The following is a 15907-nucleotide window of genomic DNA, read 5'->3' as shown; positions in this document are numbered from 1 at the left end:
CGGCTTGCGCTTACTACAGTTCGCGGGGCGCGCAATACCGATGAGATAGCAGCACTCGGGCGAATGAACCTTGGCGCGAAGCCTGGGGCTTCAGTCGCGGGAATGCTTTCTATGGATTCGATTGTAGGGAAACGACCTGACGTGGGCCTGAAAGATCATGTCAGGTCGGACCGGCCATGGCCGGGCTTGCCGCCCGGCCATGGCGCTAGGCGTTGATGTCGTTGTGGCGCGTCTCCTTGACGAACAGCATGCCGATGACCAGCGACATGGCGGCGATGATGATGGGGTACCAGAGCCCGTCATAGATGTTGCCCGTAGCCGCCACGATGGCGAAGGCCACCGGGGGCAGGAAGCCGCCGAACCAGCCGTTGCCGATGTGGTAGGGCAGGCTCATGGAGGTGTAGCGGATGCGCGTGGGGAACATCTCGACCAGCATGGCGGCGATGGGGCCGTACACCATGGTCACCAGGATGACGAGGAAAGTCAGCAGCACCACCACCATGACGTAGTTGATCTGTGTCGGGTCGGCCTTTGCGGGATAGCCGTGGGCCCGGATCGACTGGGTAAGGGCCTCGCGCAGCTCGGCCGACTTGGCGGTGAAGTCGGCCTTGCTCATGCCGGCTCCTTCGAATGCTGGAAACTCTTCGTCGCCGATGCGCGCCACGGCCAGGCTGCCCGCCGGTGCGGATTCATTGTTGTAGTTCACCGAGTTGCTGGCCATGAAGGCCTTGAGGATGTCGCATGAACTGGTGAACGATGCCGTGCCCACCGGATTGAATTGGAACGAGCACGTCGCAGGATCGGCCACGATGGTGACCGGCGCGGTGGCCTGTGCGTGTTCCAGGGCGGGGTTGGCGAAGTGGGTGATGCCCTTGAACACCGGGAAGTAGGTGAGGGCGGCGATCAGGCAGCCCGCCATGATGATGGGCTTGCGGCCTATCTTGTCGGACAGCGCGCCGAACACGATGAAGAACGGCGTGCCCAGCAGCAGGCCCAGGGCGATCATGATGTTGGCGGTGTTGGCTTCGATGCCCAGTGTCTTGGTCAGGAAGAACAGGGCATAGAACTGGCCCGTGTACCAGACCACGGCCTGGCCGGCGGTCAGGCCGAGCAGGGCCAGGATGACGATCTTCAGGTTTTTCCACTCGCCGAAGGATTCCTTGATGGGCGCCTTGGACTGGGTGCCTTCTTCCTTCATCTTCTTGAAGGCGGGCGATTCGTTCAGCCGCATGCGAATCCACACCGAGATGATCAGCAGCACGGCCGAGATCAGGAAGGGCACGCGCCACCCCCAGCTCAGGAAGGCTTCTTCTCCCAAGGCGCTGCGTATGCCCAGAATGAGCAGCAGGGAAAGGAACAGCCCCATGGTGGCGGTGGTCTGGATCCAGCTGGTGTAGAAGCCGCGCCGGTTCTGGGGCGCATGCTCGGCCACGTAGGTGGCCGCGCCCCCGTACTCGCCGCCCAGAGCCAGGCCTTGCAGCAGGCGCAGGATGATCAGGATGATGGGCGCGGCCATGCCGATGGAGGAATAGGACGGCAGGACGCCTACCAGGAAGGTGGACAGGCCCATGATCAGGATGGTGATCAGAAAAGTGTATTTGCGGCCCACCAGGTCGCCCAGGCGGCCGAACACCAGCGCGCCGAAGGGGCGCACGGCAAAGCCGGCCGCGAAGGCCAGCAGGGCGAAGATGAATCCCGCGGTGGGATTGACGCCCGAGAAGAAGTGGGTGGCGATGATGGCGGCCAGCGAGCCGTACAGATAGAAGTCGTACCACTCGAATACCGTGCCCAGCGACGAGGCGAAGATGACTCGCCTTTCTTCAGCCGTCATGGGGCGATTGGTGGCGGCGGGCGCTCCGGTGCTGCGGCTATGCCCCGGTGGCGGGGACGCTAGTGTGTCCGATGTACTCATGGTGTCTCCTTGAAGTGTAGGCCGGGCTCGGCTCTTGTTGTTGCCGCTACAGGAGCAGCGATTACGCGTAAGGTAGAAAACCAGTCTTACGTCAAACTTACGTGGAAACACCGGGAGGCCGGGTTTTGGTAAAAAAATGTAATTTTTGGGGAACTATGGGCGCGGGGCGGAAAGCGGCGCCTGAAAAAAGCGCTCTCAGGCCTGGGGAGGGGAAACCTTGCGGAAGGTGGCGCGAAAGCAGGTGCGGGCGCCGGGCCGCGACGAGGGCTCGGTCAGTTCGATGACGGCGCCATGCTGGTCGACGATCTCTTTGACGATGGACAGCCCCAGGCCGCTGCCGTCTGCGCTGTTGCCCCATATGCGGTAGAAGCGGTCGAAGATGCGCGTCCGGTGCTCGGGGGCGATGCCTTGTCCCGAATCCTCGACTTCGATGCTGGCGGTATCGGCCGCGCCCGTCAGCCGCACGGTGGCCCACCCGCCCGCCGGAGTGTACAGCAGTGCATTGTCGATGAGATTGGTCAGCAGTTCGGCCAGCATCAGGCCGTGGCCCTGTATCCACAACGGCTGTTCGAAGGGTTCGAAGCCCAGGTCGATGCCGTGGCGCATGGCCGCGTCGACGCACTGGCGCGTCTGCCGTTCGGCCAGGGCGTTGAGTTCTAGCTTTTCGGGCACGAAAAGGCCCGGGTTGCCTGAATGTTCGGCGCGGGTCAGGGCCAGCAGCTGATTGACGAGGCGGGTCGCCCGCTGGGTGCCCTTGACCAGTTGATGCAGGCTTTCGTCCATCTTGGCGGGGTCCCGCTCCCGCAAGGCCAGTTCGGCCTGGGTGCGCATGCCCGCCAGCGGCGTCTTCAGTTGGTGCGCCGCATTGGAGACGAAGCGCCGCTGCGATTCGGTGCTGGCCGACAACTGGGTGAGGAGCTCGTTCATGGCGGCCACCAGCGGCGCGATTTCCGCCGGCGCGAGGTCTTCGCTGATGGGCGACAGATCGTTGGGCCGGCGCGCGCGTATGCGCTCCTGCAGCAGGGTCAGCGGCTCCAGGCCCTGGGTCAGGCCCAGGCCGGCCAGCAGGGCGGCAAGCGGCAGCACGATGAGCTGAGGCGTCAGCATGCCGGTCAGGATTTCCTGCTGCAGTACGCCGCGGCGGTCGTTGGTCTCGGCCACCAGGGTCAGGAAGGATTCGCCCTGCTGGTCGCGCCCGCCCCATACGTAGGCGACCCGCACGCTCTGGCCGTCGATGGTGTCGTTGTGGAACTTGAACTTGTCTTTTTCGTAAGCCCAGTTGTCGGGCAGGGGAATCTTGGCGTTGCCCGCCAGCGAATCGCCGTTGGCGTCGCGGATCTGCCAGCGCGCCGGGCGTCCGTTCTCGCCGCCGAGTATGGTCAGCGCCGAGGGCGACAGCTCGACGCCCTGGCGCACGTTCTGCTGTTCGACTTCGTACTTGAGCAGGCGCAGATGGTCGGTAAGCGTGCGGTCGTAGGGCGCGTTGGCGATGTTCTGCGCAATGAAGTAGGTGATGACGATGCCGATCGACCACAGCAGGAACAGCGGCCCGAACATCCAGATCAGGATCTTGCCCAGCAAGGTCTTGTTTTTTTGCGAACGCGCCTTGCGGGACATGAGCCGGCGCAGGGGGCTCTCGCTGGCGGTGCGCAGGCTGGCGTCGGGCATGGGGTGTCAGGCCGCCGCGGATTCGCCGGTGTCGGGCTCGAGGCAGTAGCCCAGGCCGCGTATGGTGACGATGCGTGCGCCGCTGGGTTCGAGTTTTTTGCGCAGCCGGTAGACGTAGACTTCGATGGCGTTGGTGGTGACTTCTTCGCCCCACTCGCACAACAGGTCGACCAGCTGGTGCTTGCTGATCATGCGGCCGCAGCGGGAAAGAAAGATTTCCAGCAGGCTGGTCTCGCGCGCCGAGAGCTCGAGCGGCTGATCGTCGATGCGTGCGGTGCGGCCGTTGAGGTCGAAGGTGAGCCGCTTGTGGCGCAGCAGGGCCAGGCCCGTGCCGGCGCTGCGCCGCGTCAGGGCCCGCACCCGCGCTTCGAGTTCGGACAGGGCGAAGGGCTTGGCCATGTAGTCGTCGGCGCCCAGGTCAAGGCCCCGCACGCGCTGTTCAATGGTATCGGCCGCCGTTAAAATGAGCACCGGCAGGCTGCTTTGCCGCTGCCTTAACAGGCGCAGCACCGACAGGCCGTTCAGGGCGGGCAGGTCGAGATCCAGAATCAGCAGGTCGAAGCTTTGCAATTGCAGGGCCGAATCGGCGCTTGACCCATCGTGCACCACGTCGACGGCATAGCCTTCGTAGCGCAGTGAACGGGAAAGTCCATCGGCAAGAATACTATCGTCTTCGGCAATGAGGATGCGCATGAGCTCGTAAGGGGCCATAGGCGGGTCGGGCGGGAAAGATCATTCTGACACCGGCCCGTCGCCTTGCCACTACGGGTTAATACCGCATTTTCTGGATATCTGTATATTTGTACAGTATAATTTGATGCCATAATCGCCGTCAGCCAGCCATGGGTCGCCAAGGCTTCCAACGCCAACATGCCTTGGGCCCGGCTTTCAGGTCAATTTTCGTTTTCTTAGCCAAGGGGTCCCTATGGACGACAAACAAAGCAAAGCCGCAGCCGCCGAACGCAGCAAGGCGCTTGCCGCCGCCTTATCGCAAATCGACAAGCAGTTCGGCAAGGGCTCGGTAATGCGCTATGGCGACAACCAGGTCGAGCACAACATCCAGGTGGTTTCCACCGGCTCTCTGGGGCTGGACATCGCCCTGGGCGTCGGCGGGCTGCCGCGCGGCCGCGTCGTCGAAATCTACGGCCCCGAGTCGTCCGGCAAAACCACGCTTACCCTGCAGGTCATCGCCGAAATGCAAAAAATCGGCGGTACCTGCGCCTTCATCGACGCCGAGCACGCCCTCGACGTGCAGTACGCCTCCAAGCTGGGCGTCAATTTGTCCGACCTGCTCATCTCCCAGCCCGACACCGGCGAACAGGCGCTCGAAATCACCGATGCGCTGGTGCGTTCCGGTTCGGTCGACCTCATCGTCATCGACTCGGTCGCGGCGCTGGTGCCCAAGGCCGAAATCGAGGGCGACATGGGCGATTCGCTGCCAGGGCTGCAGGCCCGCCTCATGAGCCAGGCGCTGCGCAAGCTCACCGCCAACATCAAGCGCGCCAACTGCATGGTCATCTTCATCAACCAGATCCGCATGAAGATCGGCGTCATGTTCGGCAACCCCGAAACCACCACCGGCGGCAACGCCCTCAAGTTCTATTCCTCGGTGCGCCTCGACATCCGCCGCATCGGCTCCATCAAGAAGGGCGACGAAATCGTCGGCAACGAAACCCGCGTCAAGGTCGTCAAGAACAAGGTGGCGCCGCCGTTCAAGCAGGCCGAATTCGACATCATGTACGGCGCCGGCATCTCCCGCGAGGGCGAAATCATCGACCTCGGCGTCCAGGCCGGCATCGTCGACAAGGCGGGCGCCTGGTTCAGCTATTCGGGCACGCGCATCGGGCAAGGCAAGGACAACGTGCGCGAGTACCTCAAAGAGCATCCCGACATGGCGTTCGAAATCGAAAACAAGGTGCGCGAGCAACTCGGGGTGGCGGCTCACGTGGGTCGCGCGGCCGTACAGGCCGAAGGCCCGGACGACGAAGAAGAACCGCTCGACTGATCCCCGCCCGGCCGCTGTGCTTCTGTTCGGGCACGGCTGCCAGGTGGCTCCAGCATTCATGGCCGATTCCGATCACGACGATTTCGAGCAACTGGTTCCCAAGGCCAAGCGGCAGGGGCCCTCTCTCAAGGCCCGGGCCGTGGCCATGTTGTCGCGCCGCGAACACTCCCGTGTCGAACTGGCCCGCAAGCTGGCCCCCCACGTCGACCCCGACGATCCCTCCCAACTCGACCGCGTGCTCGATGAACTCCAGCGCGACAACTGGTTGTCCAACGAACGTTTCGCCCAGAACCTGGTGCACCGCCGCGCTTCCCGCAAGGGCGCGGCGCTGGTGCTTCAAGAGCTGCGCCAGCACGGTTTGTCCGACGATCAACTAGGCGAGATCCGCCGGCAACTGCAAGGCACCGAGGTCCAACGCGCCACCGAGGTCTGGCAAAAGAAATTCGGCCGGGCGCCGGTCGATGCCAAAGACTATGCGAGGCAATTCCGCTTCATGGCCTCACGGGGGTTTTCGCCGCAGTGCCTGCGGCAGATAATCGGCGAGCAAGAGTCGGGTGGCGCGGATTAGTTGATTGCTTTGGATGTTTTGTCTCGAAGAGTTCGATGTCATTGCCCTCGATCTCGGCGTGGCTTCGTCCTTTGTCGTTTTAAGCTTGGCTTGTGCGGCTTGATCTGTTGTATTGAATTTCCTAACTTTTACTGCACGAATTTATTGCGACGCTGTTCATTGAGTCCTTAAACGCCGCTGGAGGCGGCAGAGCTTGTACCGGGCGGTCGGGCGGTCCGAGGCAGCGCCCTCCAACGCCCGGTACAAGCTCTGCCGCCTCCAGCGGCTAGGGCTTGGGCAAGCTCTACAAGCAGCGTTCTGTTGTCGGTCGTGATCAGCCGCCAATGCAAGCCGTCGGGGGGGATGCCCTTTTGGCCGGGCGTTGGAGGGCGCTGCCTCGGACCGCCCGACCGCCCGGCCAAAAGGGCATCCCCCCCGACGGCGGTTAAGAACCCAGATCTGCGAGACTAAAGAAGAACCAGCCCGACGACACTAAAAACCAGGCCGGCGACACCAAAGAACCCAAGTAGCACTAAAAAACCAAAAGAACGCAGCATCGACAGAAAAACTCACATCATCCAAGGCAACAACGATCACACTTTATGAGCACGAGCGGCCTTGATGCCGCTCAGGGTCTTGAAGCAGATTTCCTGCGCCTTGTCGACAAAGGCTTTCAGATAGTGCGTGTCCGCATCCTCGATACGCACCGCCGCGTACAACGTTCGCCAGACGCCATGCTCGCCCAAATGGCAGACCCGCAGCCATCCCTGTCCCAGATATTCGGTCAGAGCCCAGTTGGGCAGGGCAGCCACGCCGCGCTGGCTGGCCACCAATTGCGCGATGATGGGCGTGAGTTCGGCCGTGCGCAGCGCCGCCGGCTCGACGTCGGCCGGATCCAGAAAAGCCGTAAAGACATCCAGCCGCTGCCTCTCGACCGGGTAGGTAATAAGCACCTGGTCTTCGAGCTGCTGCGCTTCAATGTAGCGATATTGCGCCAGCGGGTTGGCCGCCGCCACCGCCAGCACCAGTTCGTAGCGGAACAGCGGCAGATAGCAGACCGCGTCCAGTTCCTGGGGATCAGAGGTGATGACCACGTCCAGGTCGCCGCGTACCAGCGCGGGCAGGGGGGCGAAAGAGAATGCCGCCGACAGGTCCAGGGTGACGTCGGGCCATTCCTGCCTGAAGGCGTCCATGGCCGGCATCAGCCATTGAAAGCAGGAATGGCATTCGATGGCCAGGTGCAGGCGTCCCGTGCGGCCGGCGGCCAGGCGCTGCAGTTCGCGTTCTGTGGCCTTGAGCCGGGGCAGCACCTCGTCGGCCAGCGCCAGCACGCGCAGGCCGGCGGTCGTCAGCCGGGCGGGGCGGGTGCGCCGGTTCAGCAGGGGCGTCTTCAAGCGGGTTTCGAGGTCGCGCAATTGATGCGACAGCGCGGACTGCGTCACATGCAGTCTTTCAGCGGCTTCCTGCAGGCTGCCGGCTTCCTGGATGGCGGCAATGGTTTCGAGGTGGCGGATTTCCAGCATATCGGGTCCTGGCGAAGGGCGTCACAGCGCCGAAAGGAACGGGTCGGACGGCAACTTCATTAGCATGAGATTGACTCATATTAATGTTGTCGCATTTGATTTTGTCTCATGAAATTGTAGCGTCATAATTCATTCCGGGCGGCGCGCGCCCTGTGCGTTTTTGCACATCCGCGCCTCGATGATTTTGGTTTCACCGTTACGAGAGAAGACATGACCGTTTTTCATAGCCTGGGTTTTTCGCGCATGGGAGCCCGGCGCGAACTCAAATTCGCCCTGGAGGCCTATTGGGCCGGCAAGGGCGACCTGAACACATTGCTCGAGACGGGCCGCGAGTTGCGTCGCCGCCATTGGGCCTTGCAGGCGGGCGGCGCGCGCAAGGCCATGGTGCCGGTGGGCGATTTTGCCTGGTACGACCATATCCTGGAATGGACCACTCTGCTGGGCGCGGTGCCGGCCCGCTTCGGCCAACCTTCGGACGAGCCCGTGGGCCTGGACACCCTGTTTCGCATGGGCCGCGGGCGCGCGCCGTCGGGAACGCCCGCCGCCGCCTGCGAAATGACCAAGTGGTTCGATACGAATTACCACTACATCGTGCCTGAACTGACGCCCAAACAGACCTTCCGCATTGCGCGCAGCGATCTGTTCGATCAGGTCGCCGAGGCCCAGTCCCTGGGCCACGTCGCCAAGCCCGTGATACCCGGCCCCTTGACCTGGCTGTGGCTCGGCAAGGGCGACGCCTTCGTCCAGGGCGCGCATGACGAGGGCAAGCTGGAGCTGCTCGATGCGCTTCTGCCGGTCTATGCGCAGGTGCTGCGGCGCCTGGCCGAACAGGGTGCGGAGTGGGTGCAAATAGACGAACCCATCCTGGCGCTGGACCTGCCCCCCGCCTGGCAGGAGGCCTTCAGGCGCGTCTATGGCGAGCTTGCCGACGGCGGTCCGCGCGTCCTCCTGGCAAGTTATTTTGGCCGCGTTACCCAGAACCTGGACGTGCTTCGAGGCCTTCCTGTGCACGGCGTTCACGTGGACCTGGTGCGGGCGCCGGAACAGGCTCTGGAAGTGGCCGCCGTACTGGGAGACGACCAAGTCCTGTCGGCCGGCGTGATAGACGGGCGCAATATATGGCGCACCGACCTGGACGACCGCTTGGCGCTGCTCGAGCCGCTGCGCGAACGGCTCGGCGAACGCCTGTGGCTGGCGCCCTCGTGCTCGCTGCTGCACGTGCCGGTCGACCTGGGCGCGGAAACGCAGCTCGACCCTGAACTGAAGTCCTGGCTGTCCTTCGCCGCGCAGAAGCTGGAAGAACTGCGCTGGCTGGCCCGCCTGCTCGACGAGGACGTCGATGAAGCCACCGCCGCCGCGCTGCAGGCACAGCGCGCGGCCCTGCAATCGCGCCGTACTTCCACCCGCACGCACAACGAGGCGGTGCGCGGGCAGATTGCCGAATCGCAGGCCTTGTCGCGCAGCCGCGCGCCCTTTGCCGACCGGATCGCCAGGCAGCGCAAGGAGCTCGGCCTGCCCGACTTTCCCACGACCACCATCGGCTCCTTCCCGCAGACCACCGAAATCCGCCGGCTGCGCCGCGACTGGCGCCAGGGCTCCCTGTCCGATGCGGCCTACGAAAAAGAGGTCCGGGCCGAGATCGAGGCCGCCATCCGCTTCCAGGAGGAAGTGGGCCTGGATGTCCTGGTGCACGGCGAGCCCGAGCGCAACGACATGGTCGAATACTTCGGTGAACTGCTGGCCGGGTTCGCCTTCACCCAGAACGGCTGGGTGCAGAGCTATGGCTCGCGCTGCGTCAAGCCGCCGCTCATCTATGGCGACGTGCTGCGGCCGGCGCCCATGACGGTGGGCTGGAGCAGCTACGCGCAGTCGCTCACCGACAAGCCCGTGAAGGGCATGCTGACCGGGCCGGTCACGCTGCTGCAATGGTCTTTCGTGCGCGACGACCAGCCCAGGGAAGACACCTGCCGCCAATTGGCGCTCGCCCTGCGCGACGAGGTCACCGATCTCGAGCGCGCCGGCATCCGCATCATCCAGATCGACGAACCGGCCTTCCGCGAGGGATTGCCGCTGCGCCGCGGCGACTGGCAGGCCTACCTGGACTGGGCCGTGGACTGCTTCCGCCTGGCCACTTCCAGCGTCGAGGACGGCACGCAGATCCACACCCACATGTGCTATTCGGAGTTCAACGACATCATCGAGGCCATCGCCGCCATGGATGCCGACGTCATCACCATCGAGACATCGCGTTCGAACATGGAGCTGCTGGGCGCCTTCGAGGACTTCGCTTATCCGAACGACATCGGTCCGGGCGTATATGACATCCACTCGCCCAATCTGCCCGAGGTGGACGCCATGGTGTCGCTGATGCGCAAGGCGGCCTCCCGCCTGCCCACCGAAAGGCTGTGGGTCAACCCGGACTGCGGCCTGAAGACCCGCGCCTGGCCCGAAACCCGGGGCGCGCTCGAAGCCATGGTGCAGGCGGCGCGGACGTTGCGCGCGGCGGCCTAGGCGCCGCATGGCGGCGCTACGGCGCGGGCGGCACCGGTTTTCGCCGGCCTGCGCCCGCTCGCGCTCAGGGGCCGTCCGGCCCGCCCGGCCGCCCGGCGCTGTCGGCCCGGCCAGGGCGGGCGCGAGAGGGGGACGGCTTCGCTCGCTCCGACGGCCTGCGTTATACTTCTTCAGTTTATCGTCATCGTCCGTCCCGCTTTTCAATGCCGCTGCCACCGCCAGACGTTTCCCGCGAATTGCTGCACACGCGCACCCTGCGCGTGGACGCCTATGCACGCGACGACGGCTTGTGGGACCTTGACGCCGAACTCGTCGACGTCAAGGGCTACGACTTCCCGCGCGAGAACGGCACCGTCCATAAAATGGGCGATCCGGTCCACCGCATGCATCTGCGGGTCACCATCGACAACGACTTCACCATTACGGCCGCTCAGGCGGCCTACGATGCGGCGCCCTTCAACGAAAACTGCTTCAGTATCGCCCCGGCCTACCAGCAACTGGTGGGCCTTAATCTTTTGCGTCGCTTCCGCAACGCCGTCAAAGAACGGTTCGGCCGCGCCGCGGGCTGTACGCACTTGACCGAGCTGTCCCATCTGCTGCCCACGGTGGCCGTGCAGTGCATGGCGGGCCGCATGCGCGAAGAGCGGGCGCGCGGCGGCGAGCAGTCCGATAAAAAGCCCTTCGAGCTGGACGGCTGCCACGCCTTGCGCGTGGACGGTCCGGTGGCCGCGAAGCATTACCCGAAGTGGTATGTGGCCCCCGAGGGCCGGGCCAAGCGGGAGTAGGGCGTGGCATTTCCGGCAAGTGGGCGTGTTGCAAGACACCAAGCAAGCTTTCTTCTCATTTTTACGTTCTGACAGGTAAGCAATGAAAATTCACGAGTATCAAGGCAAGGAACTGCTGAAGAAATTTGGCGTGACGGTGCCGCGCGGTATCCCCGCGTTTTCCGTAGACGAAGCCGTCGCCGCGGCCGAGAAGCTGGGCGGTCCGGTGTGGGTCGTCAAGGCCCAGATCCACGCCGGCGGGCGCGGCAAGGGCGGCGGCGTCAAGCTGGCCCGTTCGCTCGACGAAGTGCGCCAGCTGGCTTCGCAGATCCTGGGCATGCAGCTCGTGACCCACCAGACCGGGCCCGAAGGCCAGAAGGTGCGCCGCCTGTACATCGAAGAAGGCGCCGACATCCAGAAGGAATACTACGTTTCCGTCGTGACCGACCGCGCCACCCAGAAAGTGGCCTTCATCGCTTCCAGCGAAGGCGGCATGGACATCGAGGAAGTGGCCGCGTCCACCCCCGAAAAAATCATCACCGAATACATCGACCCCCTGGTGGGCTTCACCAAAGAGCAAGCCACCAAGGTCGCCAAGCAGATCGAGCTGCCCGCCGAATCGATCGACCAGGCCGTGGACATCTTCCAGAAGCTGTACCAGTGCTACATGGAAACCGATGCCTCGCTGGTCGAAATCAACCCCTTGAACCGCGACAGCAAGAACAACATCATCGCGCTGGACGCCAAGTTCAACTTCGACTCCAACGCGCTGTTCCGTCATCCCGAGATCGTCGAATACCGCGACCTGGACGAAGAAGACCCGGCCGAGGTCGAGGCCAGCAAGTTCGATCTGGCCTACATCCAGCTGGACGGCAACATCGGCTGCCTGGTCAACGGCGCCGGCCTGGCCATGGCCACCATGGACACCATCAAGCTGTTCGGCGGCGAGCCGGCCAACTTCCTGGACGTCGGCGGCGGCGCCACGGCCGAGAAGGTCACCGAAGCCTTCAAGATCATGCTCAAGAACGAAGGCGTGCAGGCCATTCTGGTCAACATCTTCGGCGGCATCATGCGTTGCGACATCATCGCCGAAGGCGTGATTGCAGCGTGCAAGGCCGTCAACCTCAAGGTTCCTCTGGTCGTGCGCATGAAGGGCACCAACGAAGAGCTGGGCAAGAAGCTGCTGGCCGAATCGGGCCTGCCCATCATCAGCGCTGACACCATGGCCGAAGCCGCGCAAAAAGTCGTGGCCGCCGCCAAATAAGAATTTGCCGAGGATTTGTAAATGTCGATCTTGATCAACAAAGACACCAAAGTCATCACCCAGGGAATCACCGGCAAAACCGGTCAGTTCCACACCCACTATTGCCGCGAATACGCCAATGGTAAAGAGGCGTTCGTCGCCGGCGTGCACCCCAAGAAGGCCGGCCAGGACTTCGAAGGCGTGCCCATCTACGCCTCCGTCAAGGAAGCCAAGGCTGAAACCGGCGCCACGGTCTCCGTCATCTACGTGCCGCCCGCGGGCGCGGCCGACGCCATCTGGGAAGCCGTCGACGCCGACCTGGACCTGGTCATCTGCATCACCGAGGGCATTCCCGTTCGCGACATGCTGATGGTGCGCAACCGCATGCGCGCTGAAAACAGGAAGACCCTGCTGCTGGGCCCCAACTGCCCCGGCCTCATCACGCCCGACGAGCTCAAGATCGGCATCATGCCCGGCCACATCTCGCGCAAGGGCCGCATCGGCGTGGTCAGCCGCTCGGGCACGCTCACTTACGAAGCCGTGGCCCAGCTCACCGAGCTCGGCCTGGGCCAGTCCTCGGCGGTGGGCATCGGCGGCGACCCCATCAACGGCTTGAAGCACGTCGACGTCCTGAAGATGTTCAACGACGATCCGGATACCGATGCGGTCGTCATGATCGGTGAAATCGGCGGCCCCGACGAGGTCAACGCCGCTGAATGGGCCAAGGACAACATGAAGAAACCCGTGGTCGGCTTCATCGCCGGCGTCACGGCGCCTCCGGGCAAGCGCATGGGCCATGCCGGCGCCCTGATCTCCGGCGGGGCCGATACGGCCGATGCCAAGCTCGAGATCATGGAAGCCTGCGGCATCCGCACCACGCGCGATCCGTCCGAAATGGGCAAGCTGCTGAAGTCGGTGCTGTAAGCGGATGCTCATCTTCTAGCTTCACCAGAAAAGGCCCGCTTCGGCGGGCCTTTTTCACCTACTGTTCCACGCCTTTTCCCGGTCACCAGGAGACCCGATGGCAGAATTTCTGAGTACCCTTCATTGGGGCGCGCTGTTCCAGATCGTCATGATCGACATCCTGCTCGGCGGCGACAATGCGGTCGTCATCGCGCTGGCCTGCCGCAAGCTCGAGCGCAGGCAGCGTATCCGGGGCATACTCTGGGGCACGGTGGGCGCCATCGCCATGCGGGTCGTCCTGATCGCCTTCGCGCTCACGCTGCTCGGCATTCCCTTCCTCAAAGTGGCCGGCGGCCTGCTGCTGCTATGGATAGGCGTGAAGCTGCTGCTGCCCGACGACGGCCACCACGGCGACGTGACGGCGGGCTCGTCCGTGTGGGCGGCGGTCAAGACCATACTCATCGCCGACTTCGTCATGAGCCTGGACAACGTCATCGCCATCGCGGGCGCCGCGCAAAACGCGCATTCCGACCACCAGCTCGGCTATGTGGTGTTCGGTCTGCTCCTGAGCGTGCCCATCATCATCTGGGGCAGCACCCTGGTGCTCAAGCTGATCGACCGCTTCCCCGTCGTGGTGATGTTCGGCGCCGCGCTGCTCGGCTGGATCGCGGGCGGCATGCTCATTACCGACGTCTTTGTCGTGAATCAATTCGCCGAACCCAACGCCGCCGCTAAAATAGCTGCGGAAGTGGCCGGGGCCGTCCTGGTCGTGGCGGGCGGCAAATGGCTGGCCGCGCGCAAGAACGCAAAAAAGGTGGATATCCATGGGTCTGTTTAAACCTTCCTCGGGCGACAAGAAGGACGCCGATTCGGGCATGTCGCTGCTCAAGGGGCTGTTCGTGCTGGCCCTCATCGGCATCGCCGCCTACCTCATCGTCAACTACTATGCAGGCTGAGCCCATGTCGTCTCCCTCGCGCCTGGTCATCGCCACCCGCGCCAGCCGCCTGGCCCTGTGGCAGGCCGAGCACGTTCGCGACCGGCTGACCGAGCTGTATCCGGAGTGCGAGGTGAGCCTGCTTGAAATGACCACCCGCGGCGATCAGATACTCGATCGCACGCTCTCCAAGGTGGGCGGCAAGGGGCTGTTCGTCAAAGAGCTCGAAACCGCCCTGCTGGACGGCCGGGCCGACCTGGCGGTGCATTCGCTCAAGGACGTGCCCGTCGACCTGACGCTGCCCTTCGCCTTGACGGCCGTGATGCGGCGCGAAGATCCGCGCGACGCGCTGGTTTCCAATCAGGTCGACGACCTGTCCGAACTGCCCGCCGGGGCGGTGGTCGGAACCTCCAGCCTGCGGCGCGAGGCCCAGATCAGGGCGCTGTACCCGCAGCTCGAGGTGAAGCCCTTGCGCGGCAACCTCGATACCCGTCTCGGCAAGCTCGATCGAGGCGAATATGCAGCCATCATTCTGGCCGCGGCGGGCCTGCAGCGGCTGGGCCTGGCGTCGCGCATCCGCGCCTATCTCAGTCCGGAGCAAAGCCTGCCGTCGGCCGGGCAGGGCGCATTGGGCATCGAGGTCATGGCCGAGCGGGCCGAGCTGCGCAAGTGGCTGGCGCCGCTGGAATGCCGGGAGTCGTCCTTGTGCGCCCTGGCCGAGCGCACCGTGTCGGCCGAACTGGGCGGATCCTGCCAGGTGCCCCTGGCCGCATACGCGCAATTGCGGGACGGTGTCCTGACTCTGCGCGGGCTGGTGGCCCGGCCCGACGGCAGAACCCTCATACGCGCCCAGGCCTCGGGGGACCCCGGGCAGGCCCAGGCGTTGGGCAAGCAGGTGGCGGCCGAGCTGCTCGATCAGGGCGCCCGCGAGATCCTCGCCGCCTTGCTGCCGGGCCATCCGTCGTCGGCACCGTCCGGCCACGATCCGGCCGCGAGCTAGGGCCTGTCAACACTAAACGGGCGGTCGCATGAGCAAGCAATTGACTGGCCATATAACCCGTACGGGACTGCCGGCATGAAGGGCCGGCTGGCCGATGCGCTGGTCGTGCTGACGCGTCCGCCGGGGCGCAACGAGCCGCTGGAGCGGCGCCTGGCCGACCGTGGCTTCGAACCCCTCGCCATGCCCGTGCTGAGCATTTCTCCGCTTTCCGGCGTACAAGCGCTTCCGCGTCCCGCCGATCACGATCTGATCGTGTTCGTGTCGGGCAATGCGGTCTCGGCCTATTTCCAGCAATTGGCCGCGGCGGACGAGTTGCCCGGGACATGGCCCTCCGGCACTCTGGTGGCCGCGGTGGGCGCCGCCACGGCCGGAGCGATCGCCCGCACGGGCCGTGTGCCGGCCGATCTTGTGCTGCATCCGGACGAGGCCGACGCGCAGGACTCCGAGTCGCTCTGGAAAGTGCTGCAGCCGCGGCTCGCCCCCTTGCGCGCGGCGTTGATCGTGCGCGGCCAGAATGGACGCGAATGGCTGGGCCAACGGCTCGAGCAGGCCGGCTTGCGGGTTACCCGTCACGCCGCCTACGAGCGGTGCGCGGTCGACTGGCCGCGTCAGCAGGTAGAGCGCCTGCGCGCGGGCCTGGAGGCGGGCCGCGGGGTCATCTGTCTTCTTACCAGCGTCCACGGCGTCCAGGCCTTCATCGACAACGCGGCCCGTCATGGTTTGCTCTCTGCGTGCAGGGGTTTTCATTACGTGGTGATACACCCGCGCATTGCGGGGCGTTTACAATCTTCGCTCGATGTCCCTTCTGGCACGGCGGGGCGCCTGGCGGTTACCATATGTGCGCCAAGGGACGACGCCATTCTCCAGGCCGTCACATCGCTCGCTTCCCTCTGAAA

General features: G+C 64.4%; 14 protein-coding genes. 10 read left to right on the top strand and 4 right to left on the bottom strand.

The window, feature by feature from the left end; genetic code table 11:
- Positions 1-205: 205 nt before the first annotated feature.
- The 3 genes from CSC67_RS17545 to CSC67_RS17535 form a co-directional block, all read right to left on the bottom strand.
- Positions 206-1831: an MFS transporter gene (locus tag CSC67_RS17545; RefSeq protein WP_167752951.1), complete on the bottom strand. Its 1626-nt coding sequence runs from the start codon at positions 1829-1831 to the stop codon at positions 206-208.
- 276 nt (positions 1832-2107) lie between these two features.
- Positions 2108-3580, bottom strand: a complete 1473-nt coding sequence (locus CSC67_RS17540) for a sensor histidine kinase (RefSeq protein WP_118995753.1) — start codon at positions 3578-3580, stop codon at positions 2108-2110.
- A 6-nt stretch (positions 3581-3586) separates the two neighbouring features.
- Positions 3587-4273: a response regulator gene (locus CSC67_RS17535; RefSeq protein WP_118995864.1), complete on the bottom strand. Its 687-nt coding sequence runs from the start codon at positions 4271-4273 to the stop codon at positions 3587-3589.
- A 232-nt stretch (positions 4274-4505) separates the two neighbouring features.
- Here CSC67_RS17535 and recA point away from each other — a divergent pair, with 232 nt between their 5' ends.
- Together recA and recX are read left to right on the top strand one after the other, a co-directional pair.
- Positions 4506-5585, top strand: a complete 1080-nt coding sequence (gene recA, locus CSC67_RS17530; RefSeq protein WP_118995752.1) for a recombinase RecA — start codon at positions 4506-4508, stop codon at positions 5583-5585.
- 58 nt (positions 5586-5643) lie between these two features.
- Entirely contained in the window at positions 5644-6153 is a 510-nt protein-coding gene (recX, locus tag CSC67_RS17525) for a recombination regulator RecX (RefSeq protein WP_118995751.1), read from the top strand.
- 572 nt (positions 6154-6725) lie between these two features.
- Here the strand turns inward: recX and CSC67_RS17520 are convergent.
- On the bottom strand, positions 6726-7655 hold the full coding sequence (locus CSC67_RS17520; protein ID WP_118995750.1) for a LysR family transcriptional regulator: 930 nt from the start codon (positions 7653-7655) through the stop codon (positions 6726-6728).
- 210 nt (positions 7656-7865) lie between these two features.
- Between CSC67_RS17520 and metE the strand changes: the two genes are divergently transcribed.
- From metE to CSC67_RS17485, 8 genes are all read left to right on the top strand, one after another.
- A complete protein-coding gene (gene metE, locus CSC67_RS17515; protein ID WP_118995749.1) occupies positions 7866-10166 on the top strand; it encodes a 5-methyltetrahydropteroyltriglutamate--homocysteine S-methyltransferase in 2301 nt (766 codons plus the stop codon).
- Between the two features lie 203 nt (positions 10167-10369).
- Complete coding sequence (locus CSC67_RS17510) at positions 10370-10951, top strand: DUF2889 domain-containing protein (RefSeq protein WP_118995748.1); 582 nt, start codon at positions 10370-10372, stop codon at positions 10949-10951.
- An 82-nt stretch (positions 10952-11033) separates the two neighbouring features.
- The gene (gene sucC / locus CSC67_RS17505) at positions 11034-12194 is read left to right on the top strand and encodes an ADP-forming succinate--CoA ligase subunit beta (RefSeq protein ID WP_118995747.1); all 1161 of its coding nucleotides are present in this window, start codon (positions 11034-11036) and stop codon (positions 12192-12194) included.
- Between the two features lie 21 nt (positions 12195-12215).
- Positions 12216-13097: a succinate--CoA ligase subunit alpha gene (sucD, locus tag CSC67_RS17500; protein WP_118995746.1), complete on the top strand. Its 882-nt coding sequence runs from the start codon at positions 12216-12218 to the stop codon at positions 13095-13097.
- A gap of 97 nt (positions 13098-13194) precedes the next feature.
- On the top strand, positions 13195-13914 hold the full coding sequence (locus tag CSC67_RS17495) for a TerC family protein (RefSeq protein WP_118995745.1): 720 nt from the start codon (positions 13195-13197) through the stop codon (positions 13912-13914).
- Positions 13901-14032 carry a hypothetical protein gene (locus CSC67_RS21690; protein WP_280813871.1) on the top strand — a complete coding sequence of 44 codons (132 nt, stop codon included), beginning with the start codon at positions 13901-13903 and terminating at the stop codon, positions 14030-14032. Before CSC67_RS17495 ends, CSC67_RS21690 begins: the two co-directional genes overlap by 14 nt.
- Before the next feature lie 4 nt (positions 14033-14036).
- Complete coding sequence (gene hemC / locus CSC67_RS17490) at positions 14037-15011, top strand: hydroxymethylbilane synthase (protein WP_118995744.1); 975 nt, start codon at positions 14037-14039, stop codon at positions 15009-15011.
- Between the two features lie 75 nt (positions 15012-15086).
- Complete coding sequence (locus tag CSC67_RS17485; RefSeq protein ID WP_118995743.1) at positions 15087-15905, top strand: uroporphyrinogen-III synthase; 819 nt, start codon at positions 15087-15089, stop codon at positions 15903-15905.
- Positions 15906-15907: the final 2 nt, after the last annotated feature.

The organism is Pusillimonas caeni (genome assembly GCF_003545815.1).
Taxonomy (GTDB): domain Bacteria; phylum Pseudomonadota; class Gammaproteobacteria; order Burkholderiales; family Burkholderiaceae_B; genus Pusillimonas; species Pusillimonas caeni.
The sequence above is the reverse complement of the archived record's forward strand: the minus strand, read 5'-3'. Positions and strand labels throughout refer to the sequence as shown.